Raw genomic sequence first — 21,575 nt, forward strand, 5'->3', positions numbered from 1 at the left:
GCCGCCGCTCCTCACCGCTTCCGCACGTTGTGAAAGCGCACGCTGCTGCCGTCCAGCCCCTGCTTCGCGGGCAGTCCGACGAGATCGCGGAGCAACGGCGCGACCGCGACATTGTCGAAGCTCGCCAGCGTCTTGCCGTGCGCAAAGCCGGGCCCGTTGGCGATGAACACCGCGCGCATCTCGGGCGCGAACGGGTCGAAGCCATGCGATCCGCCGCTCGACACCTTGGTCGGCACGCTCTGCTCGACACGCCATCCCGTCTCGGCGAGACACAGATAGCCCGGGACACGCGGATTCCGGCCATAATGGAACCGCGCCGGGATCTCCGCCTTGCGCCAGCATTGCAGGTGATCGTGCGGCTTGAGCAGCCGCGCCTCGAGCGATGCTTCATGCCCGGGCACCGCGTTCAGGCTGGCATAGGCGCCCGTTTCGACCGTCTTGTAATCCGCCGCGTCGGCGATCCGGTCGAGCGCGACGACACGTGTGCTGCTCGTCGCAGCCATGCCGTGATCCGCGACGATCACCAGGTTGGCGGTCTGGTCGAGACCCGCAAGGCCGTCGACGAGCATGCCGATGCTGGCGTCGACATCGGCGACCGCCTGGATCGTCGCGGCGGCGTCGGGGCCGTTGGCATGACCGACGCTGTCGACCGTGTCGAAATACAGCGTCACCAGCTTCGGCCGGATCGCGGCCGGACGCCGCAGCCAGTCGAGTACCGCGTTGACGCGCTGCGTGCCCGACACCTGCTGGTTGAACTGCTGCCAGTCCTGTGGGCGCGTGCCCCCCGCGATCGCGCCGTGGCTGTCGGGCTTGGCGGTACCGCCGACCGCGACATTGGCGCCGGGCCAGAACATCGTCGCGGTCCGGATGCCCGCGCGTTCCGCATCGACCCAGATCGGCGTGCTCTCGCTCCACCAGAACGGATCGTCGCTCGCCATCGTGAAGGTCTCGCCCGGACGCGCGGCGTCCTGCATCTTGTTGCCGACGATCCCGCTGCGATCGGGGCGCAGCCCGGTCACGAGTGTCCAGTGATTGGGAAAGGTGACGCTCGGAAACGACGGGCGCATGCTGGCGAAGACGCCGCCCGCCCGCAACCGGTTGAGAGTGGGCGTCACGCCGCGATCCAGATAGTCGGGGCGGAAGCCGTCGATCGACACGAGGATCGTGACCGGCGCCCGCGCCTCATCGCTGCGTTGCGCGACGGACGATGTCTGTCCGGCGGTACCCGGGGGCGCAGCGGCGGCGGTCGTGATCGGCGCAAGGGCAGGGGGCGTGCCGGGATAGGCGCACCCCGCAAGCGTCAGCGCGAGTGCCGAGAGCAGGATGTTTCTCATGGCCATTCGTCCTGTGGGGAAGGTGACCGGCCCTAACCGCGACGCGCGCGCCCGTCACCTTCCAATCCCCTGGAATCTGGTCGAATCCTTGCCGGAGTTACAGGCCGACCGCGAACTTGCCGAACAGCGTCCAGCTGACCGGCGTGGCCCCGTACGCCGCCTTCAGCGCGGCGGGCTTGTCGTAGACCGCGACGGTCCCGCCCAGCGCCAGTCCGAGCGGCCCGACGATCGGCAGGCGATAGGCATAGCCTGCCTCCGCCTTCGTCACGCGGAACTTGACGTCGTGGAGCGGATCGTCGTGATCGGGGAAAAGCTCGTCATTGGCGACGTTCTCGACGCGCCCGAAGACGGCGTGCCGCGGCGTCAGCTCATAGGTCGCCTCCGCGAGGAACGCGCTCAGCTTCTCGCCCGGCACGCGGTCCTTCAGGCTGTAGGCGAAGGTCGTCGACAGCCCCGCGCGCGCATATTGGACGCTCGCGGTCGAGCGCTTCTCATCCTCGCCCGGATGCTGCGCCTCGGGTTCCTTCAGCCGACCATGGCTGGCCTGCACCGCCCAATAAGGGGAGGGGGTCCAGGTGCCGCGGATGCTCCACGAATCGAGCCGCGGCGTCTCGATCCCCCAGCGACGCTCGTCGGGTTCACGGCCCTTGAACGCCGACGCCTCCAGCTGAAATGCCGGCGTCGCATAGCCGGCGGTGACCACGCCATAGGTGATGTGCGTCGAATCGAACCAGTGATGCGTGATCGGCGACATCGGCTGATAGCGTGCCGATCCGCGGTGCATGAACGCGCTCGGCCCCAGCGCAGGCTCGCCCACCGGGCCGCCATAGACGAAGACGGTCGCGCCGTTGCCCAGCCGGTAATCGAGCTTTGCGGCCAGCTCCATGAACAGGTCGTGCGGATGCTGCCGATCGACCAGCGGGCGTCCGTTCGCGAGTTCGCCCGTCGCGAACAGGTTCGTGTAGCCGCGCGCGCCCATCAGCGGTTCGAGGCTGTTCATCGCGCGCAGCTGGATATGGAACCGCTCGCCCAGATCGCGATCCGCCATCACCATCGCCATCGACTGGACGAACGCCTCGCTTCGGCCGCGCGGGCCGCCCTGGTCGGTCGCGACGCCCCAGGCATAGCCGTGCGCCATCAGCATCCACTCGCCGGCCTGCGTCATATAGCCGCGCATCGGCCCCTCGGCGGTCGGCAGCCGCGACGTCCCGCTGCCCTGGCCGTAGAATCCGGCAGACGTCCCCATCGCCATCCCCGCCATCGCCGAGCCCGCGGGCATCCTCGCCGACGCCGCATCGGACGCCGCGCGATACGCCGGGTCCGCGATCATCGCATGGCCCATCGCTGCATGCGCCATCGCCGCGTGCTCCGCCGCCATGCCGGGCATCGCGCCATGATCCATTTGCGAATGGTCCATGCCGGTCATCGGGTCGGGCGTCGCAGCCGGCGCCTGTACGGCATGCCCCATCGCGCGATGGTCCATGGTCGCATGATCGACCGTCTCGCCCGACTCCGCCGCGTGCGTCGCGGGACGATCCGGCATCGTGTGCGGCTTCGCCGTCCCGGCCGGGCTCTGTTCCGGCTCGGCATCGGGCATCGTCATGCCGCCCATCGGCATGGCATGCTGCGCCAGCGCGTCCGCTGGCATCGCGGCGAATCCTGCACCGCCGACAAGCAGCATCGTCCTCGCGGCACCAGCCGCGAGCAACCTCGATCGAACAATCATCAAAAATCCTTGGAAAAGCTTGAAAGTCGGCGTGCGTCGGCACCCGGCGATCAGCCCTCCCGCGGAGGCCGCAAGGCCGGCGCGATGCCCGCCCCCAGATCGAGCACCGCGGCCTGCTCGATCAGCAGCGGCCGCTCGTGCATCGGCGTGCCCTCGATCCGCGCGCCATTCCAGTTCGATGGCGGCACGCACCCGATGCAGCCATGCAGTGCGGTCGCCTTGCGCTCGGGCGCCTCATGATCCGGGCCTGCGTCGGCCATGACGTGCGTCGGGGCCATGACCATGCCCGCCATGTCCATCGCCGCGGCATGCCCGCGCGGTGCAGGCGCGTCATGGCACGCTGCGGGCGCGACCGCAGGAAACGCAAACGCAGCAAGGAGGAGGGCCAGGATCAGGCGCGCGATCATCGGGTCGCTTTAGGCGCCGATGCGACCCACCACAACCTCCGAGCCTTTGGGGGAGCCAATGGCAGGGACGGCTGCGACGGTCGGGCCGTGGTCATGCTTGCCGCGGGGTCGCGGGCTTGCCGGACGGCCGCAAAGCGTCCAGCCTCCGCCAATGACGATCGCAGACCAGTCCGGACGACGCGAAGCGCGTACCCGCAACGCCGCCAGGATTTCGATCCGGTTTGGCAAGCGCGCGACGCTCGATGCGTCGGTCACGACCGCGGGCATGCTGTCGGCCGGCGCTCTGGTCTCCGCGATCCTCCTGTCGACCGCCGTCGTCGTCGCGGCCGCGGGGCGCACCGGGGCACGGCGCGCGCTCGCCCCGCCCGATCGCGACGCTGGCGATTGACCGCGATTGCTCTAGCCTGTGCATCCATCGTTCCGGAGTGACCCGTTCATGATCTTGTTCCCAGTCCTGCTTGCCCTAGCCGCGGCACCACAGGCGGCGGCCGCGATGCCCGCGCAGGCGGCGCCGACGAAGCCCGCGCAGGCGGAGCACGTCGCGATCCAGGCCGCGGACATCGATCGCAGCGCGACCTTCTATCACGAGGCGTTCGGGCTGCGGGTCATCCCGACGCCGCTGAAGAACCGCCGATGGCTCGACCTCGGAAACGGGCTCGCCCTGCACATCCTCGACGGACGCACGGCGCCCAAGCCGTCGAACCGGAACGAGCATCTGGCGCTCCACGTCGACGACCTTGCCACGGTGACCGCATGGCTCGACCAGCGCCATCTCGTATGGACCGACCTCGCGGGGACGCAGCGGACGATGCAACTTCGCTTCGACGGCGTCCGGCAGATCTACGTGCAGGATCCCGACGGCTATTGGCTGGAAATCGGCGACTCGCGCGGCGTCCCGGCGAAATAAAGGTGTGCGGGGACCCGGTGCGAGAGTGCGCCGCGTCGGGCCTCCCGCGCGCCGACCGTCACGGCGACGACGAGAGGCGAACGCATGGTTGAGATACGCACGGAGAGACTTTTGCTGAGGCCCGCATCGATGGATGACGTGCCCGCGTTCCACAATATCCTGAGCGATGCTGCAGCCATGCAGTTCTGGTCGACGCCCCCGCACCAGGACGAAGCCGAAACCCGCGACTGGGTTGCCGCGATGATGGCGATCAGCCCGGGCGGCGGGGAGGATTTCGTCATCGAGCAGGACGGGCGGGTGATCGGGAAGCTGGGGCTGTTCCAGTTTCCCGAGATCGGCTTCATCCTGCACCGCGACGCCTGGGGGCGCGGCTATGCACGCGAAGCGCTCACCCCCGTCCTCGATCGCGCCTTTTCGGTGCATGGTCTGGCGTGCGTCGAGGCGGACGTGGACCCGCGCAACGCGGCTTCGCTTCGGCTGTTGCACGGCGCCGGGTTCGAGGAGACGGGGCGTGCCTCCCGCACCTGGAACATCGGCGGCGTGTGGAGCGACAGCGTGTATCTCACGCTGCGAAACGGCCAACGCGACGTCGGTTAGCCATCCGCGCGGGTCGCGGCTCAGCTGTGCAGGAAGTGCATCACGTCGCCGTCATGGACGACATACGCCTTGCCTTCGGCGCGCAGCTTGCCCGCCTCGCGTGCCTTCGATTCCCCGCCCAGCGCGATGAAGTCGTCATACGCGATCGTCTCGGCGCGGATGAAGCCCTTTTCGAAATCGCCGTGGATTTCGCCCGCGGCCTGCGGCGCGGTCGCGCCTGCATGCACGGTCCAGGCGCGCGCTTCCTTCGGGCCGACCGTGAAGAAGGTCAGCAGCTGGAGCAGCTTGTAGCCGGCGGTGATGACACGGGCGAGGCCGGTCTCTTCCAGCCCCAGCTCGCCGAGGAACTCGCCGCGATCCTCGGCGGGCATCGTCGCGATCTCGGCCTCGATCGCCGCCGACACGACGACCGCCTCGGCGCCCTCGGCCGCCGCCTTCTCGAACACGCGCGCCGACAGCGCATTGCCGTTCGCGGCATCACCCTCGTCGACGTTGCACACGTAGAGGACGGGCTTGGCGGTCAGCAGCTGGGCCTGCGCGAACACGCGCGCCTCGTCCTCGTCCTTGGGCACCGTCAGCCGCGCGGGCTTGCCTTCGCGCAACAGCTCGAGTGCCTGGCCGAGCACGGCCGCGCCGATCTTGGCCTCCTTGTCGCCCTGCATGCCCTTCTTGGCGAGGTTGGGGACGCGCTTCTCGAGGCTTTCGAGATCGCTCAGCATCAGCTCGGTCTCGACGGTCTCGGCATCGGCGATCGGATCGACCTTGTTGTCGACATGAGTCACGTCGCCATTCTCGAAGCAGCGCAGCACATGGACGATCGCGTCGACCTCGCGGATGTTGCCGAGGAACTGGTTGCCGAGCCCTTCGCCCTTCGACGCGCCACGTACGAGGCCGGCGATGTCGACGAAGCCGAGCTGAGTCTCGATGATCTTCTGCGAACCCGCGATCTTGGCCAGCGAGTCGAGCCGCTTGTCGGGCACGCCCACGTTACCGACGTTCGGCTCGATCGTGCAGAACGGATAGTTCGCCGCCTGCGCCGCGGCCGTCTGCGTCAGCGCGTTGAAGAGGGTGGACTTGCCGACGTTCGGCAGCCCCACGATGCCGCAGCGAAAACCCATGATATGCCCTTGGTATAAGAATGTGCGGGCGCTTTAGGGCAGGGCGGGGCGGAACGCCAGCATCAGGCCTGAGCCTTCGCCCAACTCTCCCGTCATCCTGGCGAAAGTCAGGATCCAGGGTCGCAAGGGGCGCCATCCGTTACTCTGGATCCTGACTTTCGTCAGGATGACGGAGTGCGCGACTGATCGACGTAACCGATTGTCGCAATGCAGCAAAATTATCGTACCGGTCGGTAGATATCGGGATCGCCGTGCGTATATCGCGTTCTGCCAGCCATAATTTAGGAATAGCATGACCACCACCGCCAACGGCTTTGCCGCGCAATCCCCCGCAACGCCGCTCGCGCCGTTCAGCTTCGAGCGCCGCGCGCCGGGCAAGACCGACGTCGCGATCGACATCGCGTTCTGCGGCGTCTGCCACTCGGATCTCCACACCGCCAAGGGCGAGTGGGAAGGCACGCTGTACCCGTGCGTCCCCGGCCACGAGATCGTCGGCCGCGTCACCGCAGTCGGCAGCGACGTCACCAAGTTCAAGGTCGGCGACATCGCCGGCGTCGGCTGCATGGTCGACAGCTGCGGCCAGTGCCCGTCGTGCACCGACGGCGAGGAGCAATATTGCGAGACGACCGGTTTCGTCGGCACGTATAACGGCCCCGATCCCGTGCTCGGCGGCCACACCTTCGGCGGCTATTCGGATCACATCGTCGTCGACGAGGGCTTCGTGCTCAAGGTCTCGCATCCCGAGGCCGATCTCGCCGCGGTCGCGCCTTTGCTCTGCGCGGGCATCACGACCTATTCGCCGCTCAAGCACTGGAAGGTCGGCCCCGGCCAGAAGGTCGGCATCGTCGGTCTCGGCGGTCTCGGTCACATGGGCGTCAAGATCGCCAACGCGATGGGCGCCGAGGTCTATGTCTTCTCGACCTCGCCGAACAAGCGCGACGATGCCAAGCGTCTGGGCGCCAAGGACCTGATCGTGTCGAAGGATGCCGATGCGATGGCGGAGCATGCGAACAGCTTCGACTTCATCCTGAACACCGTTGCCGCACCGCACAATCTCGACCCGTTCCTCGAGCTGCTCAAGCGCGACGGCACGATGACTCTGGTCGGCGTGCCCGCCGAGCCGCATCCGTCGCCTTCGGTCGGCAACCTGATCTTCCGCCGCCGCCAGCTGGCGGGCTCGCTGATCGGCGGGATCGCGGAGACGCAGGAAATGCTCGATTTCTGCAACGAGCACGGCTTGGTGTCGGACATCGAGATGATCCGCATGGACGAGATCGAGCCGGCGTATGACCGCATGGTCAAGAGCGACGTGAAGTACCGCTTCGTCATCGACATGGCGTCGATGCCGACGGCCTGATCGGGCAGGGGCGGCGCGCGTTGCGTGCTGCCCTCTTTCCCCGTCATCCTGACGAAAGTCAGGATCCAGGGTTACGGGTGCTTACGCTCTTGGCTCTGGGTCCTGACTTTCGTCAGGATGACGGGGGGGGGCCCCTGCCTCACCACCGATAATTGAAACTGATGCTGATCCGCTCGCCCTTGGCAGCATTCGGCACGACCTCATGCCGCAGCCAGCTCTCCCACAAGAACACGCTCCCCGGCTTCGGCAGCGCATAGACGAACGTCCGCAGATCCTCCGGCGCATCGTCGAGGCGGGTCGGCGCGGCCATCATCATCGGCAGCCGCGGATCCTCCAGCTTGAGCGCGCCCGCGCCCTCGGGAATCGTCACGTACATCGTTCCCGACACGACGCTGTGCGGATGGATATGACCCGAATGCGCGCCCCCGGGCTTGAGGACGTTCACCCACAGGCTGTCGAGCTTCAGCTTCCGCCCGTCCAGATCGAACGCGCAGTCCTTCGCGAACGCCGCGACATGCTTGTTGAGCAACCGCACCAGATCGCCGAACCGCGGATCGCGCAACGGCAGGTCGTTCAGCGACGCGTACGACGTATACCCGCGATAGCCATGCGCCTTCGACCAGGCGACACCCGCACGGTCCGCCTTGGACAGTTCGAGCGCGGCGTCCTCGAGCTCCTCGACCAGAGCGTCGTCGCCGAGATCGGCCTCGTAGAAGCGCGTGGCGAACAGCGAGCGGGTGGTCATGGTTGCATCCTCACAGCGACATCATTCATGAAGCGGACGTCGTCGCCCGCCGCCAGCCACGCCGCCTCCGCAGCGATCGCGCCGAGCATGTCGGACAGCGGCTCGATCTCCGTCTTGGCGTAGTTGCCGAGCACATAGCCGGTGACGCGGTCCTTGTGCCCGGGATGCCCGATCCCGAGCCGCACGCGACGGAAATCGGGGCCCAGATGCTGGTCGGTCGAGCGCAGCCCGTTATGCCCCGCGGTCCCGCCGCCGGTCTTCACCTTGACGCGGAAGGGGGCGATATCGAGTTCGTCGTGGAACACCGTCAGCGCGTCGACGTCGAGCTTGTAGAAGCGCAGCGCCTCGCCGATCGCGCGGCCGCTTTCGTTCATGAAGGTCGCGGGCTTCAGCAGCAGGATCTTCTCCGATCCGATCCGCCCCTCCTGCGTCCATCCCTGGAACTGCTTCTTGACCGCGCCGAAGCCGTGCACCGCGGCGATCGCGTCGGCGACCATGAACCCGACATTGTGCCGGTGCATCGCATATTGCGCCCCCGGATTGCCGAGTCCCGCCCAGATCTGCACGTTAATATTCTCCAAAAACGATCATTGCCCGCGCCCCAAGCCGTCATTCCCGCGCAGGCGGGAACCCATAATGGCAAGCCTCTCGATTCCATAGGAAGGTCTGAGGGTCTGGATCCCCGCCTGCGCGGGAATGACGGTTTTTTTGGGTGGGCGGAATGGCTTACAAAATGAAACGGGCGGGAAAGCCCTAGCTTTCCCGCCCGCCCGATCACGTCGAAACCATCATCCGAAGATGAAGGAGATTAGTCCTTCTTCTGCGGCGTGATCTTGTCGTCGTCGTTGTTGTCGTCGTTCGGCTCGACCGGGGTCTCTTCCTCGGCAGCAGCCTCGGCGGCCTGCGCCTCGGCGACTTCAGCCTCGAGCTGCTCGTCCTCGACGGTCGGGACGGTCGGCGGCACGATCGTGGCGATCGCAAAGTCGCGGTCGTCGATCGCAGGCGTCGCGCCCTTGGGCAGCGTCACGTCGCTGATGTGGATCGAATCGCCGATTTCCTTGCCGGCGAGCGAAATCGTGATCTCGCCCGGGATGTCCGATGCGTCGACGACCAGCTCGATCTCATGGCGCGTGATGTTGAGCACGCCGTTGCCGCGCTTGATGCCCGGTGCCTCGTCCTCGTCGGTGAAAACGACCGGCACGGCAACCGTCACCGTCGAGTGCGCACCGATGCGCAGGAAGTCGACATGGATCGGGCGATCGCTGACCGGGTGGAACGAGACGTCCTTGGGGAGCGTGCGGATGCCGTTGACCATCACGACCGAATTCATGAAGTGGCCGGTCATCAGCGCCTTCATCAGCGCCTTTTCCTCGAGGTGAACCGACGTCGGTTCCTGATTCTGGCCGTAGATCACGGCAGGCACGCGGCCATCACGACGCAGCGCCCGGGAGGCTCCCTTGCCAACCCGGTCACGCGTCTCGGCTGCGAGCGTCAACTGTTCGCTCATCGATATTCTCCGAAACTCGTTTGTTGTCCTTCCCGCCCACGCCTCCAGGGATGACCATGGACCGGAAGCGCGGGCGCATAGCGGAAGTGAGGGGGAAAAGCAATTCTACCCCTCTCCCCTCGGGGGAGAGGGAGGGGCCCGCTGCAAAGCAGTGGGAGGGTGAGGGCACGGTCTGCCCCAAACGCGTGCCCTCACCCTTCCGGCGCAAGTGCGCCTCCCTCCCTCTCCCCCGAGGGGAGAGGGTAAGTCGCTCAATACCGAACCCGCTCGGCCTTCATCCCGAGCTTCGCCAGCTGCGCCTGCACGCTGTCCTGTCCCGCCAGATGCCCCGCACCGACCGCGACGAACACCGTCCCCGGCGTCTTCATCCGGTTCGCGACCCATTCCGCCCAGCGCGCGTTGCGATCGACCAGCAACACCTTCGCCACCTCGGGGGAATCCTTCAGGCTCTCGTTCATCTCCTTCGCGAGCGCCTCGGGATCGCCCTTCGCCCATTCGTCGACCATCGTCGCCATCGTCGTCTCGAGCTTGGGCAGCTCGTCGATCGTGCTGCCGAGAAACTGCAGCTGCGCCTTTTGCGACAGCCCGCCGAAATAGCCCAGCTGCTGCTCCGCCGTCTCCAGCCCGATCACCGGCTTGCCCGCCGCCTTCGCCGCCGCGGTGATCACATGCTCGGGCCCGTTCTCCGAGTCATAGCCAAGCTTCGACAGCGGCGCGATCGACAGGTTGGTCGCCGCCAGCCACGGCCGAAACCGATCAAATGCATTCGCCGGCAGCCCCAGGTCGGTCACCGCCTTGGCATAGGCCGCGCGCTTGTCCGCGGGCAGCTGCTCGGTCAGCGTCGGGCCATCCTTCGCCACGCCGGTCGCCATCACGAGGCTCTGCATCTTGTTCGCATCGGGCATCACCAGCTCGAGCACCACCTGCTGCGACCGGTCGAACGCGGTCTTCACCGCCTCGTCGAACCACGTCATGCCGGGCTTGAGCACATGGATCGTCCCGAACAGATAGATCGTCGTGTCCTTGTCCTTCACCACCCACAGGGCCGGATCGGCATCGTTGGCGGCCTGCACGGGCTTCGGCGCGACCTGCGCGCAGGCGGGGAGCGCGAACGCCATCGCCATTGCAGAGAGGGCGGATCGGAACGAGGCGATCTTCGAAAACAGCTTCAAGGCGAGGGCATCCTTATCGTTGGTCGCCCCCATGTAGGACGCCCCACTCAAACGCACCACTTGCCTCTCGCACCCCCATCCGCCAAAGCCCGCGCGTGACCCAGCCCCTGAAAAAGCCTCTCAGCTTCCAGCGCATGATCCTCACGCTCCATGACTATTGGAGCGAGCACGGGTGTCTGATCCTGCAGCCCTACGACATGGAAATGGGCGCTGGCACCTTCCACACCGCCACGACGCTGCGCGCGCTCGGGCCGAAACCGTGGAACGCCGCGTTCGTCCAGCCCTGCCGCCGCCCGACCGACGGTCGCTATGGCGAGAACCCCAACCGGCTCCAGCATTATTACCAGTATCAGGTGATCCTGAAGCCATCGCCCGCCAACCTCCAGGAACTCTACCTCGGCAGCCTCGCGGCGATCGGCATCGACATGCTGAAGCACGACATCCGCTTCGTCGAGGACGACTGGGAGAGCCCGACGCTCGGCGCATGGGGTCTCGGCTGGGAGGTCTGGTGCGACGGCATGGAGGTGACCCAGTTCACCTATTTCCAGCAGATGGGCGGCTTCGACATGAAGCCCGTCGCGGGCGAGTTGACCTACGGGCTCGAGCGCCTCGCAATGTATATCCAGGACAAGGACAGCGTCTACGACCTCGCGTTCAACGACGCCGGGGTGACGTATGGCGAGGTGTTCCTGGAGAACGAGCAGGAGATGTCGAAGTGGAACTTCGAGGTCGCCGACACGGACTCGCTGTTCGACCAGTTCCGCAAGCACGTCGCCGAATGCGAGAACAGCCTGAACCACCAGCTGCCGATCCCCGCCTACGAGCAGGCGATCAAGGCCAGCCACGTCTTCAACCTGCTCCAGGCGCGCGGGGTGATCTCGGTCGCCGAACGCCAGGCCTATATGGGCCGAGTCCGCGACCTCGCCAAAGGCGCCTGCGCCGCCTGGATGGACAAGCACGGATGGGCGGCGTGATGGGCTTGGTAGAAGATTGGTTCACGCGGAGACGCGGAGCCGCGGAGAAGAAGGTCGGCGACGTGTCGCGTTTCGGCAGTCTCGCGCCTAGCATCCAGCATGGTGAGAGACGCCTGCGGCGTCGAACAGCCGCGCGCAGCGCCCCAAACCTTTCTTCTCCCCTTCTGCTCCGCGTCTCCGCGTCTCCGCGTGAACAAAATTCTCCCTTCTTCGCGTGCGAACCCAAATGACCGACTTTCTCCTAGAACTCCGCTCCGAAGAAATCCCCGCCCGGATGCAGGCGAAGGCGCGTGACGATCTCGCCAAGCTCTTCACCGCAGAGCTCGCCAAGGCCGGGATCGCCACCAGCGCGCTCGTCACCTACGCGACGCCGCGCCGCCTGACGCTGATCGCGCGCGAGCTGCCGTTCGAGACCGCCGCGGTCTCCGAAGAGGTGAAGGGCCCCAAGACCTCCGCCCCCCCACAGGCGCTCGAAGGGTTTCTGCGGAAAACCGGCCTCACGCGCGAGCAGCTGGTCGATCGCGGCGGCACGTTCTTCGCAGTCACCGAAAAGCCCGGCCGCGCCACCGCCGCCGTGCTCGCCGAGGCGATCCCCGCGATCGTCCGCGCGTTCCCGTGGCCGAAGTCGATGCGCTGGGGCGACGCGTCCGCCAGCACCGAAAGCCTGCGCTGGGTCCGCCCGCTGCAAGGCATCGTCGCGCTGCTCGGCGAAGAGATCGTGCCGTTCGAGATCGCGGGCATCGCAAGCGGCGCCGCCACGCTCGGCCACCGGTTCCACCACCCGTACCAGATCACGATCGGCGGCGCGCACGACTATGTCGAGAAGCTGCGCGCCTGCCACGTCATCGTCGATCACGACGAGCGCGCGACGCTGATCCGCGATCACGCGCGCGAGACCGCGATGCAGGCCGGGCTCGAGCTGATCGACGACGAGGGTCTCGTCGCCGAGAATGCCGGGCTCACCGAATGGCCGATTCCGCTGCTCGGCCAGTTCGACCCCGCGTTTCTCGACGTGCCCCCCGAGGTGATCCAGCTGACGGCGCGCGTGAACCAGAAATATTTCGTCTGCCGCAGCGCCGACGGGACGCTCGCCAACGCGTTCGTCTGTACCGCTAACATCGCCGCGCACGACGGCGGCGCGAAGATCGTCGAGGGCAACCGCAAGGTCCTCGCCGCACGTCTGTCGGATGCGAAATTCTTCTACGACACCGACCTGAAGGTGCCGCTCGAAGAGCAGGCCGCCAAGCTCGAAAAGATCGTCTTCCACGAAAAGCTCGGCACGCTGGCCGACAAGGTCGACCGCGTCGCGAAACTCGCGCGCTGGCTGGTCGAAGAGGGCATCGTCACGTCTTCTGCTCCCCTCCCGCWMGCGGGAGGGGAGTGGTGAAATGGCAGACCTCGCGGAGCGCGCCGCGCGTCTCGCCAAGGCGGATCTCGTCACCGGCATGGTCGGCGAGTTCCCCGAATTGCAGGGCCTGATGGGCGGCTACTACGCCGCAGCCCAAGGCGAGCACCCCGCCGTCGCCGCCGCGATCCGCGACCATTACAAGCCGGTCGGGCAGGGCGATGACGTCCCTACCGACCCGGTGACGGTTGCGGTAAGTTTGGCGGACAAGCTGGATACTATTGCTGGATTCTTTCATACTTTTGTTCAGCTCGAGCCTACTGGATCTCGCGATCCATTCGCGCTTCGGCGTGCCGCGCTGGGCGTGATTGCGATTCTAAACGATGTCGGTATCAGGTTGCCATTGTCCAAGGCCCTGACGTTCGCCGAGCCTTCAATCATGAAAGCCGTTCAACAGGCTGATTTGGCGCTTAAGCAAGCAGTGCAGGGCAGCGGTATTGTAGCTCAAGGTTATGCCTCTGTCGGTATGTCTCCGACTGAGAAATTGATCGCATCAGTGACAAGCTTCTTCGCCGACCGCCTCAAAGTCCAGCAACGGGAAGCCGGTGTCCGGCACGACCTGATCGACGCGGTGTTCGCGCTCGGCGACGAGGACGATCTCGTCCGCCTGCTCGCGCGCGTCCACGCGCTCCAGGCGTTCGTGACCACCGAGGACGGCAGGAACCTGCTCGCCGGCTACAAGCGCGCCGCCAATATCCTCAAGAAGGAAGCCCCTTCTGCTCCCTCTCCCCSYMGGGGAGAGGGAGCAGTATGCGCCCGAACCGGCAGAGGCCGCGCTCCAGTCCGCGCTCGACACCGCCGAACCCCGCGCGACCGCAGCAATCGCCGCGGAGGATTTCGCCGCGGCGATGGCCGCGCTCGCGTCGCTGCGTGCGCCGATCGATGCGTTTTTCGATAGCGTTATCGTCAACGATCCCGACCCTGCGAAGCGCTCCGCCCGTCTCGCGCTACTTGAGCGCGTTCGCGCCGCAGTGCACAACGTCGCGGACTTTTCGAAGATCGAGGGCTGACCCGCCCCGCCTGCATGGACTTTCACTGCCGCCTTGCGCGCAACAACACCTAGAGGACCCGTGATGACCCAATATGTGTACCGCTTCGGCGGCGGTGTTTCGGACGGCGGCAAGGGCGACCGGAACCTGCTCGGCGGCAAGGGTGCGAACCTCGCCGAGATGGCGTCGATCGGCCTGCCGGTCCCGCCGGGCTTCACGATCTCGACCGAGTTCTGCGCGGTCTATTACGACGAGGGCGGCCAGTTCCCGCAGGGCCTGCGCGACGAGGTCGCGACCGGCCTCGCGCATATCGAGGGCGTCACGGGCAAGAAGTTCGGCGACGCCGCCGACCCGCTGCTCGTCTCGGTCCGCTCAGGCGCGCGCGCGTCGATGCCGGGGATGATGGACACCGTCCTCAATCTCGGCCTCAACGACGAGACCGTCGAGGGCCTCGCTGCCAAGTCCGAGGACGCGCGCTTCGCGTGGGACAGCTATCGCCGCTTCATCCAGATGTACGCCGACGTCGTCCTCGAGCTCGATCACGGCGCGTTCGAAGAAGCGCTCGAGATCGCCAAGGAAGACCAGGGCTTCACGCTCGACACCGAACTCAGCGCCGACGACCTGCGCGCGCTCGTCGCCGAATATAAGGGCCTCGTTGAAAAGCAGTGGGGCAAGCCCTTCCCGCAGGACGTCCACGACCAGCTCTGGGGCGCGGTCGGCGCGGTGTTCGGCTCGTGGCAGTCCGAGCGCGCGAAAGTCTATCGCCGCCTCAACGACATTCCCGCCGCCTGGGGCACCGCGGTCAACATCCAGGCGATGGTGTTCGGCAACATGGGCGAGACGTCGGCGACCGGCGTCGCGTTCACGCGCGACCCGTCGAAGGGCGACCGCGCTTATTATGGCGAGTTCCTGATCAATGCCCAAGGCGAAGACGTCGTCGCCGGCATCCGTACCCCGCAATATCTCACCAAGACTGCGCGCGAAGACGCCGGTGCCAAGCCCGCCTCGATGGAAGAGGCGATGCCCGAGGTCTACGGCCAGCTCGCCGACGTGTTCGACACGCTCGAAAACCACTATCGCGACATGCAGGACATCGAGTTCACGGTCGAGAAGACCAAGCTCTGGATGCTCCAGACTCGCGCCGGCAAGCGCACCGCCAAGGCCGCGCTCAAGATCGCGGTCGACATGGCGAACGAGGGGCTGATCACGCGCGAGGAGGCAATCCAGCGCGTCGACCCGATGGCGCTCGACCAGTTGCTCCACCCGACGCTCGATCCCAACGCGACGCGCGACGTGCTGACCAAGGGGCTGCCCGCATCGCCGGGCGCGGCTTCGGGCACGGTCGTGTTCGACGCCGACACCGCGGAGAAAAAGGCCGCTGACGGCGTCGCGGTCATCCTCGTCCGCACCGAGACCAGCCCCGAAGACATTCACGGCATGCACGCGGCCAAGGGCATCCTCACCGCTCGCGGCGGGATGACCAGCCACGCCGCCGTCGTCGCTCGCGGCATGGGGCGCCCGTGCGTCTCGGGCGCAGGCACGCTGTCGATCGACGCCAAGGCGAAGATCATGCGCTGCGGCGGTCGCGAGGTGAAGGAGGGTGACCTGCTCACCATCGACGGCACCACCGGCGAGGTGATGATCGGCGCGGTCGCGACCGTGCAGCCCGAGCTGTCGGGCGATTTCGCGTCGCTGATGGTGTGGGCCGACGAGGTTCGCCGCCTCAAGGTCCGTGCCAACGCCGAGACGCCGGAAGATTGCCGCGTCGCACGCGAGTTCGGTGCCGAGGGCGTCGGGCTGTGCCGGACCGAGCACATGTTCTTCGAAACCAGCCGCATCACCAACGTCCGCCAGATGATCCTCGCGACCGACGAGAAGGGGCGCCGCGTCGCGCTCGAGAAGCTGCTTCCCGAACAGCGCAAGGACTTCACCGAGATCCTCGAGGTGATGGCCGGGCTGCCGGTGACGATCCGCCTGCTCGATCCGCCGCTGCACGAATTCTTGCCCCATGAGGAAGCAGAATTTGCCGAGGTCGCAAACGCCGCGGGGATCGACGTCGACACGCTCAAGCGGCGCGCGGCGGAACTGCACGAGTTCAACCCGATGCTCGGGCATCGCGGCTGCCGTCTCGGCGTGACCTATCCTGAGATCTACGAGATGCAGGCGCGCGCGATCTTCGAGGCAGCGGTCCACGTCGCGGAGAAGTCGGGCGCGGCACCCATCCCCGAAGTCATGATCCCGCTGGTGGCGACCCGCCGCGAGCTCGAGCTGATGAAGGCGGTCGTCGACAAGGCCGCGCAGGCGGTGTTCGCCGACAAGGGCCGTACGATCGAGTATCTCGTCGGCACAATGATCGAGCTCCCCCGCGCGGCGCTGCGGGCCGGCGAGATCGCGGAAGTCGGCGAGTTCTTCTCGTTCGGCACCAACGACCTGACGCAGACGACGCTCGGCGTCAGCCGCGACGACGCCTCGCGGTTCCTCGGCGCCTATGTCGAACAGGGCATCTACGCGAAGGATCCGTTCGTCAGCATCGACGTCGAGGGCGTCGGCGAACTGATCGAGATCGCCGCCGAACGTGGCCGCAAGACCCGGTCCGACATTAAGCTTGGCATCTGCGGCGAGCATGGCGGCGACCCGGCCAGCATCGCGTTCTGCGAGAAGGTCGGCCTCGATTACGTCTCGGCCAGCCCGTACCGCGTGCCCATCGCCCGCCTCGCGGCGGCGCAGGCGGCGCTGACCGAGAAGTAACGCCGGCGGAGAATACGACCCCACCCCGGCAAAGTCCGGGGTGGGGCAAGATCAGAAGACTGTTTCCCCGCGAAGGCGGGGACCCAGGCTGGGCTCCCGCCTTCGCGGGAGAACAGGTGGCGGGGAAACGCCACTCTTGTCCCCGAACCTCAGCGACGCGGGTTGAAGTCGAACCAGCCGCGCTTGGCCCCATCGGCGGCGAATGCCGGCCGGGTGCTCTGGCCCGCCACCGCGGTCCGCTGCGCAATCGGTGCGGCAACCCGCGTATCCGTCGTCACCGGTGCCGACACGAAACCGGGTGCAGCGGCAGGCGCCGCGACCGGTGCGGCGGCGGCTGCCTTTACCAGCCGTGCATTCTCATGCTCGGCCTCGACCGCGCGCTTCTCGGCGGCGGTCGTGCGGGCATCGGCGTCCTTCTTGGCGGCGCCATGCGCATCGCGTTCGGCGAGATAGCGCGCCTTCCACTTCTTGCCCCCCGGATGGCTTGCAAGACCCAGCAGCCAGCCCGCGATCAAGACCAGCCCCAGTGCGGCGAACTGCGTCGGTGTGGAAAACAACGGCATCGTGAAACCCTCCTGTTACGGGGGCTCAACGATCCGCCGCGGCTGCGGTTGCCTCAGCCCTTGAGCAGCGCATCCGAGATCGAGCAGGCCGCGGGGCCGAGGATGACAACGAACAGCACGGGCAGGATGAACAGGATCAGCGGCACCGTCATGATCGCCGGCAGCCGCGCCGCCTTTTCCTCCGCACGCATCATCCGCTCGTTGCGGAATTCGCCCGACAGCACGCGCAGCGCAGACGCGAGCGGCGTCCCGTATTTCTCGGTCTGCACCATCGTCGTGACGACGCCCTTGACCGCGTCGAGCTTCACGCGGTTCGCGAGATTTTCGAACGCGCTGCGCCGGTCGGTGAGGAAGCCCAGCTCGATCGCGGTCAGCGTGAATTCCTCGCCCAGCTCGGGATAGGCACGCCCCAGCTCGCGCGCGACGCGGTGGAACGCGGCGTCGATCGTCAGCCCCGCCTCGGCGCAGATCACGAGCAGGTCGAGCGCATCGGGAAGGCCCTTGCGGATCGCATCGGTGCGCTTCTTGATCTTGTTGTCGAGATAGAGGTCGGGCGCCTTGTAGCTCAGGATGAAGCTCATCGCGACCAGCCCGTATTTCTTGAGCGGGCCCCAGGTCGCGAACCCGTCGGTACCGTAAACCCATATCAGCATCGCGCCGCCAATCACGATCGGCAAGACCAGCCGGCCGAAAATGACCGCGGGCGCCCATTCCTTCGACCGGATCCCCGCCTGCGCGAGCTTGACCTGGACCGCCTTGACCTGGCTGTCCTGCAGCACCTTCATCGACGACAGCCAGCCGCGCATCCGGTCGGCGGTGTCGTTGCGCTGGACCAGCTTGGCGCGCCGCTTGGTCGAGGCGGTGATGCCTGCCTTCAGCTGTTCGCGCCGGTCGTTCAGCGCCTTGACGCGCTTGGTCATCGGGTCGCTGACGGTGGTGACCGCATAGATCGCGATCATCACCGCAAACGCCGCGATCCCCGACAGGATGGTCGCGGCGGTGATCACGTCGATTCCGAGCAGCGTAGGTCCGGCGGTCTCGCCCATCGTCTTGGTCCTAAATCTCGAAACTGATCATCTTGGACATGATGAACGACCCGATCGCCATCCAGCACAGCCCACCGAGCCCGATCACGATCAGCCGCTCGTCGATGAAGAAACGTTGCATGTACGTGCCGTTGATGAACCAGATCAGCCCGAACACGATGAACGGCAGCGCGCCGATGATATAGGCCGACGCCTTGGATTCGGACGACATCGCCTTGATCTTCAGCTTCATCTGCGCGCGCATCCGCAGCACGTTGGCAAGATTGGCAAGCGTCTCGGCGAGGTTGCCGCCGGTCTCGCGCTGGATCGCGATCGTGATCACGAAGAACTGGAATTCGGGCGTGCCCAGCCGGTCCGCGGTCTCCTGCAGCGCGACGTCCATCGTCCGGCCGATCTTCATCTTGTCGCTGACCGAGCGGAATTCCTCGCCGACCGGGCCGTCGAGTTCGCTGCCGACGACGCCGATCGTCTCGCTGATCGGCAGACCCGACCGCAGGCCCCGGACCAGCAGCTCGATCGCGTCGGGAAATTTCTGCGTGAACTTGCCGACGCGCCGCGTGATGACCTTGCCGACCACGAGGTGCGGCAGGCCGACACCGATGAACAGCCCGACGAACAGCGCGAGCAGGATCGGCAGCCCCTTCAACAGCATCAGCGTGGCCACCACCAGCGCGATGACCGCGGTCGCGACGCCGTACTGCCCGACGGTCCAGTCCTTGCCCGTCATCGCGAGCCGCTTGGCGAGTTCGGCGGGGTTGGGCAGGATCCGGCCGACCGCCAGATCCATCCGCGTGTCGCGCGCGTTCGCGATCCGGCGCATCTGCGCCTCGGTGATCACCGCGCCTTCGCCGTGCCGCTCGCGCAGCGATGCGATCCGCCGCGTCTGCGCACGGCCCGTCGACGGCCCGGCGAACGCGAACACGATCATCCCGATCACCAGCGTCGCGCCGAGCATCACCATCACGAACGGCATCATGTCCATGACGGCCTAGGCCTCCCTGCGCGCGGATTGCGGGATATTGGTCGGCATCACCGTCACTTCTTCTTCGCCGGCCGCTTCGCCATCAGGCCCTTGAGCCCGCCGAACTTGCCGAGCAGCGAGCCGCCCTTGCCCGACGCGCCGTTCACCGCGTCGTCGCCTGCGTCCATGTTCACGATCATCTCGTTCACCATCGCGACGATCGGTGCGATCGTCTTCGATGCCTTGCCCGCCTCGACGATCGGCTTGCCGAGCTTGGCCGCCTGCGACGCGAGCTTCTGGTCGAAGGTCACGACGTAATCGATCTTGCGTTCGATCGAGCCCTCGAAATCCTTGCGCGTGATCTCGAGCTGCCCGCCCGCGTGCATCCGGTTGGCGAGCACGACGACCTTGCCCTGCGGCGCGTTCGATTTGAGCCAGGACAGGATGCGGATCGTGTCGCGCGCGGCGGCCAGCGTCAGTTCGGTGACGACGACGACGGTGTTCACGTCGTTGATCAGATGCGGGTGCTGCACCAGCATCGCGCGCGGCAGGTCGACGACGGTGCATTCGAACGCGGCGCTCATCTCCTCCTGCAACTGGTAGAAGGCGGCGCCATCGGTCATCAGCGGCGCGTTGATCGGCGCCTCCGCGCTCAGCACGGACAGCCGTTCCGACGCCTTGACCATCGCACGTTCGATGAACAGCCCGTCGATACGGCTCGGATTCTCGATCGCGTCGGTCAGGCCGCGACCGGGTTCGATGTCCAGCGACAGCGCGCCGGTGCCGAAATGGACGTCGAGGTCGAGCAGTGCGGTCGACCGGCTCTCGCGGTCGGCGATCAGCCACGCGATCGACGTCGCGATCGTCGACGCGCCGACGCCGCCGCGCGTACCGATCACCGCGATCGAGCAGTGCGCGCGATCGGTGGAGGCCTCGACGTGCTTGGGCGCGTTCAGGATCGTCTGCGCATGACCGAACGTGTCGCGCAGCATGTCGGGGTGAAGTGGCTTGAGCAGATAGTCGTGGATGCCGCTCGCGACGAGGTCGCGGTACAGCCGGACGTCGTTGACCTGACCCGCGGCGATCACGATCGTGCCGGGTTCGCAGACTTCGGCCAAAGCGTTGATGTCGTTCAGCGGGTCGCCCGACTCGGCGAGGTCGACGAACAGGATCTGCGGCGATGCGGATACCGACAGCGACTGGATCGCGTTGCGCAGGCCACCCTTGTTGACCTTGTCGACCGACCAGCCGAGCTCGGCGGCGATCGGCCGGAGCGCCTCGGCGGTGATCTCGTCGCAGACATAGGCGGCGAAGGGCTCGCGGTGCGCGATGCCGCCGGGTTTCCAGGGGGCGTTCATTACTTCCCTCCCACGGTTTCGGACTTCAACGCATTGCCGGCGCCGGTCGGGACCGCCTTGCGGTACGTGTCGATCGCCTTGAAGGACGAGGCGGGGTCATAGGTCTCGCTGACCGCCGATCCGCGGACCAGGTCCTCCGGTCGCGCGATCATCGCCGCGAGGTTGCTGTTCACCGCGCAGCCGTAATTGGCCGACGTATGGCTTGCGATCTCGTTGCTGGCGTTGCGCGACCAGTCGGGGCACCCGCGCACTTCCGCGCGCATCCGGCTGACGACGACGCGGATCGCGCCGGGGCTGACCGGCGCCTGCGTCACCGGCGTGTCGTCCGACAGCAGCAGGCCATAGCCCGCGACCACGTCGGCGACCTGCGCGCGCGCCGAGGGCGTCTCGCCCGCCGGGTCGTCGATCGCGACGCGGTCGCCATAGGCGATCCGCATCGTGTTCATCCAGCCTGCGAGCCGGCGCGCCTCGCCCGGAGCCAGCCCATCGCCCGCGGTGCCGAGGTCGAGCGCATAGTCGGCGCGGCTGACCACCGGCTGGTGGACCGATTCGAGGCCGCGATTCTGCGTCCCCATGCAGCCACCGAGCAGCAGCGCGGATCCGAGCGTCGCCAGCAGGAGCGGATGTGTCGTCATTGCGTGAAATCCTTTGGACACGGTGC

At 66.8% G+C, this 21,575-nt stretch carries 19 protein-coding genes and 1 pseudogene; 7 read left to right on the plus strand and 13 right to left on the minus strand.

What is annotated here, in order from left to right; all coding sequences use genetic code 11:
* Nucleotides 1-11: 11 nt before the first annotated feature.
* From ASE72_RS10925 to ASE72_RS10935, 3 genes are all read right to left on the minus strand, one after another.
* Nucleotides 12-1,334, minus strand: a complete 1,323-nt coding sequence (locus ASE72_RS10925) for an alkaline phosphatase family protein (protein WP_156350384.1) — start codon at nucleotides 1,332-1,334, stop codon at nucleotides 12-14.
* 97 nt (nucleotides 1,335-1,431) lie between these two features.
* A complete protein-coding gene (locus ASE72_RS10930; protein ID WP_235532324.1) occupies nucleotides 1,432-3,060 on the minus strand; it encodes a hypothetical protein in 1,629 nt (542 codons plus the stop codon).
* Between the two features lie 50 nt (nucleotides 3,061-3,110).
* On the minus strand, nucleotides 3,111-3,467 hold the full coding sequence (locus ASE72_RS10935; protein ID WP_056020771.1) for a hypothetical protein: 357 nt from the start codon (nucleotides 3,465-3,467) through the stop codon (nucleotides 3,111-3,113).
* A gap of 151 nt (nucleotides 3,468-3,618) precedes the next feature.
* On the opposite strand from ASE72_RS10935, the gene ASE72_RS10940 reads away from it, so the two are divergent.
* The 3 genes from ASE72_RS10940 (at nucleotide 3,619) to ASE72_RS10950 (ending at nucleotide 4,971) form a co-directional block, all read left to right on the plus strand.
* Nucleotides 3,619-3,855: a hypothetical protein gene (locus tag ASE72_RS10940; protein WP_056020774.1), complete on the plus strand. Its 237-nt coding sequence runs from the start codon at nucleotides 3,619-3,621 to the stop codon at nucleotides 3,853-3,855.
* Nucleotides 3,856-3,903: 48 nt separating this feature from the next.
* Nucleotides 3,904-4,374: a VOC family protein gene (locus tag ASE72_RS10945; RefSeq protein ID WP_056020777.1), complete on the plus strand. Its 471-nt coding sequence runs from the start codon at nucleotides 3,904-3,906 to the stop codon at nucleotides 4,372-4,374.
* A gap of 84 nt (nucleotides 4,375-4,458) precedes the next feature.
* Nucleotides 4,459-4,971: a GNAT family N-acetyltransferase gene (locus ASE72_RS10950; RefSeq protein ID WP_056020781.1), complete on the plus strand. Its 513-nt coding sequence runs from the start codon at nucleotides 4,459-4,461 to the stop codon at nucleotides 4,969-4,971.
* Nucleotides 4,972-4,991: 20 nt separating this feature from the next.
* Here ASE72_RS10950 and ychF read toward each other — a convergent pair whose 3' ends face one another.
* Nucleotides 4,992-6,089: a redox-regulated ATPase YchF gene (gene ychF / locus ASE72_RS10955; protein WP_055880966.1), complete on the minus strand. Its 1,098-nt coding sequence runs from the start codon at nucleotides 6,087-6,089 to the stop codon at nucleotides 4,992-4,994.
* 292 nt (nucleotides 6,090-6,381) lie between these two features.
* Here ychF and ASE72_RS10960 point away from each other — a divergent pair, with 292 nt between their 5' ends.
* Nucleotides 6,382-7,446 (plus strand): NAD(P)-dependent alcohol dehydrogenase, encoded by a 1,065-nt coding sequence (locus ASE72_RS10960; protein WP_056020784.1) that lies wholly within the window; start codon nucleotides 6,382-6,384, stop codon nucleotides 7,444-7,446.
* 139 nt (nucleotides 7,447-7,585) lie between these two features.
* Here ASE72_RS10960 and ASE72_RS10965 read toward each other — a convergent pair whose 3' ends face one another.
* From ASE72_RS10965 to ASE72_RS10980, 4 genes are all read right to left on the minus strand, one after another.
* Nucleotides 7,586-8,191, minus strand: coding sequence for a TIGR02466 family protein (locus ASE72_RS10965; protein WP_056020787.1), 606 nt, complete (start codon nucleotides 8,189-8,191; stop codon nucleotides 7,586-7,588).
* Nucleotides 8,188-8,757: an aminoacyl-tRNA hydrolase gene (gene pth / locus ASE72_RS10970; protein WP_031441582.1), complete on the minus strand. Its 570-nt coding sequence runs from the start codon at nucleotides 8,755-8,757 to the stop codon at nucleotides 8,188-8,190. Before pth ends, ASE72_RS10965 begins: the two co-directional genes overlap by 4 nt.
* Nucleotides 8,758-8,999: 242 nt before the next feature.
* Nucleotides 9,000-9,698, minus strand: a complete 699-nt coding sequence (locus ASE72_RS10975) for a 50S ribosomal protein L25/general stress protein Ctc (protein ID WP_056020790.1) — start codon at nucleotides 9,696-9,698, stop codon at nucleotides 9,000-9,002.
* Between the two features lie 251 nt (nucleotides 9,699-9,949).
* Entirely contained in the window at nucleotides 9,950-10,816 is an 867-nt protein-coding gene (locus ASE72_RS10980) for a TraB/GumN family protein (RefSeq protein WP_056022192.1), read from the minus strand.
* Nucleotides 10,817-11,004: 188 nt separating this feature from the next.
* Here ASE72_RS10980 and ASE72_RS10985 point away from each other — a divergent pair, with 188 nt between their 5' ends.
* The 3 genes and pseudogenes from ASE72_RS10985 to ppdK all read left to right on the plus strand — a co-directional run bounded on the left by ASE72_RS10985 (nucleotide 11,005) and on the right by ppdK (nucleotide 16,986).
* The gene (locus ASE72_RS10985) at nucleotides 11,005-11,844 is read left to right on the plus strand and encodes a glycine--tRNA ligase subunit alpha (RefSeq protein WP_056020794.1); all 840 of its coding nucleotides are present in this window, start codon (nucleotides 11,005-11,007) and stop codon (nucleotides 11,842-11,844) included.
* 226 nt (nucleotides 11,845-12,070) lie between these two features.
* A pseudogene (gene glyS / locus ASE72_RS20880) lies at nucleotides 12,071-14,259 on the plus strand (glycine--tRNA ligase subunit beta).
* A 63-nt stretch (nucleotides 14,260-14,322) separates the two neighbouring features.
* A complete protein-coding gene (gene ppdK / locus ASE72_RS10995) occupies nucleotides 14,323-16,986 on the plus strand; it encodes a pyruvate, phosphate dikinase (RefSeq protein ID WP_056022195.1) in 2,664 nt (887 codons plus the stop codon).
* Nucleotides 16,987-17,135: 149 nt separating this feature from the next.
* Here the strand turns inward: ppdK and ASE72_RS11000 are convergent, their stop codons facing one another.
* The 5 genes from ASE72_RS11000 to ASE72_RS11020 are packed head-to-tail and all read right to left on the minus strand — an operon-like array spanning nucleotide 17,136 to nucleotide 21,549.
* Nucleotides 17,136-17,549 (minus strand): hypothetical protein, encoded by a 414-nt coding sequence (locus tag ASE72_RS11000; RefSeq protein ID WP_056020797.1) that lies wholly within the window; start codon nucleotides 17,547-17,549, stop codon nucleotides 17,136-17,138.
* Nucleotides 17,550-17,602: 53 nt separating this feature from the next.
* Entirely contained in the window at nucleotides 17,603-18,595 is a 993-nt protein-coding gene (locus ASE72_RS11005; RefSeq protein ID WP_056020800.1) for a type II secretion system F family protein, read from the minus strand.
* Between the two features lie 10 nt (nucleotides 18,596-18,605).
* Nucleotides 18,606-19,577: a type II secretion system F family protein gene (locus ASE72_RS11010; RefSeq protein WP_056020803.1), complete on the minus strand. Its 972-nt coding sequence runs from the start codon at nucleotides 19,575-19,577 to the stop codon at nucleotides 18,606-18,608.
* Between the two features lie 53 nt (nucleotides 19,578-19,630).
* Complete coding sequence (locus tag ASE72_RS11015) at nucleotides 19,631-20,914, minus strand: AAA family ATPase (protein ID WP_056020807.1); 1,284 nt, start codon at nucleotides 20,912-20,914, stop codon at nucleotides 19,631-19,633.
* Nucleotides 20,914-21,549, minus strand: a complete 636-nt coding sequence (locus ASE72_RS11020; RefSeq protein ID WP_056020809.1) for a CpaD family pilus assembly protein — start codon at nucleotides 21,547-21,549, stop codon at nucleotides 20,914-20,916. The genes ASE72_RS11015 and ASE72_RS11020 overlap by 1 nt, the downstream gene beginning before the upstream one ends.
* Nucleotides 21,550-21,575: the final 26 nt, after the last annotated feature.

This window comes from Sphingomonas sp. Leaf20, from assembly GCF_001421535.1.
GTDB lineage: Bacteria > Pseudomonadota > Alphaproteobacteria > Sphingomonadales > Sphingomonadaceae > Sphingomonas.

What these genes read in the sequence shown, in the direction of transcription:
- ASE72_RS10975 (WP_056020790.1), bottom strand. Translation starts at nt 9,698, where the DNA reads ATGAGCGAACAGTTGACGCTCGCAGCCGAGACGCGTGACCGGGTTGGC.
- ASE72_RS10940 (WP_056020774.1), top strand. Translation starts at nt 3,619, where the DNA reads ATGACGATCGCAGACCAGTCCGGACGACGCGAAGCGCGTACCCGCAAC.
- ASE72_RS10945 (WP_056020777.1), top strand. Translation starts at nt 3,904, where the DNA reads ATGATCTTGTTCCCAGTCCTGCTTGCCCTAGCCGCGGCACCACAGGCG.
- ASE72_RS10935 (WP_056020771.1), bottom strand. Translation starts at nt 3,467, where the DNA reads ATGATCGCGCGCCTGATCCTGGCCCTCCTCCTTGCTGCGTTTGCGTTT.
- ASE72_RS11020 (WP_056020809.1), bottom strand. Translation starts at nt 21,549, where the DNA reads ATGACGACACATCCGCTCCTGCTGGCGACGCTCGGATCCGCGCTGCTG.
- ychF (WP_055880966.1), bottom strand. Translation starts at nt 6,089, where the DNA reads ATGGGTTTTCGCTGCGGCATCGTGGGGCTGCCGAACGTCGGCAAGTCC.
- ppdK (WP_056022195.1), top strand. Translation starts at nt 14,323, where the DNA reads ATGACCCAATATGTGTACCGCTTCGGCGGCGGTGTTTCGGACGGCGGC.
- ASE72_RS11005 (WP_056020800.1), bottom strand. Translation starts at nt 18,595, where the DNA reads ATGGGCGAGACCGCCGGACCTACGCTGCTCGGAATCGACGTGATCACC.
- ASE72_RS10925 (WP_156350384.1), bottom strand. Translation starts at nt 1,334, where the DNA reads ATGAGAAACATCCTGCTCTCGGCACTCGCGCTGACGCTTGCGGGGTGC.
- ASE72_RS11000 (WP_056020797.1), bottom strand. Translation starts at nt 17,549, where the DNA reads ATGCCGTTGTTTTCCACACCGACGCAGTTCGCCGCACTGGGGCTGGTC.
- ASE72_RS11015 (WP_056020807.1), bottom strand. Translation starts at nt 20,914, where the DNA reads ATGAACGCCCCCTGGAAACCCGGCGGCATCGCGCACCGCGAGCCCTTC.
- ASE72_RS10965 (WP_056020787.1), bottom strand. Translation starts at nt 8,191, where the DNA reads ATGACCACCCGCTCGCTGTTCGCCACGCGCTTCTACGAGGCCGATCTC.
- ASE72_RS10930 (WP_235532324.1), bottom strand. Translation starts at nt 3,060, where the DNA reads ATGATTGTTCGATCGAGGTTGCTCGCGGCTGGTGCCGCGAGGACGATG.
- ASE72_RS10950 (WP_056020781.1), top strand. Translation starts at nt 4,459, where the DNA reads ATGGTTGAGATACGCACGGAGAGACTTTTGCTGAGGCCCGCATCGATG.
- ASE72_RS10980 (WP_056022192.1), bottom strand. Translation starts at nt 10,816, where the DNA reads ATGGCGTTCGCGCTCCCCGCCTGCGCGCAGGTCGCGCCGAAGCCCGTG.
- ASE72_RS10960 (WP_056020784.1), top strand. Translation starts at nt 6,382, where the DNA reads ATGACCACCACCGCCAACGGCTTTGCCGCGCAATCCCCCGCAACGCCG.
- ASE72_RS11010 (WP_056020803.1), bottom strand. Translation starts at nt 19,577, where the DNA reads ATGGACATGATGCCGTTCGTGATGGTGATGCTCGGCGCGACGCTGGTG.
- ASE72_RS10985 (WP_056020794.1), top strand. Translation starts at nt 11,005, where the DNA reads ATGATCCTCACGCTCCATGACTATTGGAGCGAGCACGGGTGTCTGATC.